The organism is Halorubrum sp. Atlit-8R (genome assembly GCF_003666025.1).
GTDB classification, from domain to species: Archaea; Halobacteriota; Halobacteria; order Halobacteriales; family Haloferacaceae; genus Halorubrum; species Halorubrum salinarum.
This window is the reverse complement of the sequence record NZ_QPLV01000017.1, coordinates 1-643: the sequence shown is the minus strand read 5'-3', so window position 1 is coordinate 643 and position 643 is coordinate 1. Positions and strand designations below refer to the sequence as shown.

Annotated in this window: 1 protein-coding gene; it reads left to right on the top strand. The window is 59.6% G+C overall.

The window, feature by feature from the left end; translation table 11 throughout:
- Positions 1–550: ribonuclease H-like domain-containing protein (locus DVK05_RS16355; protein ID WP_121564941.1), on the top strand; the 550-nt coding region annotated here is incomplete at its 5' end.
- Positions 551–643 lie beyond the last annotated feature (93 nt).

Genomic DNA, 643 nt, shown 5'->3' with positions numbered 1-643 from the left:
GTCTGGCGAGCGCTGGCGACTCTACGAGAATTTCCGCGACGAGACGTGTTTCTTCGACATCGAGACGACCGGTCTGTCGGCAGAACGCAATTCGGTCACGACCGTCTCGTTCCATCAGGACGGCGAAACCACGACACTCGTTCGGGGCGAAGATTTGACTGCCGATGCGCTCCGTGAGCAGTTTACCGACGCAAAGCTCATCGCGACGTTCAACGGCGCACGATTCGACGTACCCTTCCTCGAAACGTCGTTCGACCTCTCTATCGATGTTCCGCACGTCGACCTCATGTATCCGTGTCGGACGCTCGATTTGACCGGCGGCTTGAAACAGATCGAGAAGGACATCGGCATCGACCGCGACCGCCCCGATATCTCCGGCCGAGATGCGGTCAGGCTCTGGCGCGAGTACGAACGCGGCGACGAATCGGCTCTCGACACCCTCGTCTCGTACAACCGCGAAGACACGGTCAATCTCGAACGCCTCATGGAGACCGTCACGGGCAAACTTCACGACCGCGTCTGCGACGGTCTCGATACCGACCTCGTCTGAAATCATCTCGTCGTCTTCTTCGTTCGTCTCGTCACGGAATCACCCGCCTTTTTCATCCCCGGAAGCGACGCGCCGCACATGACCGACGACGAG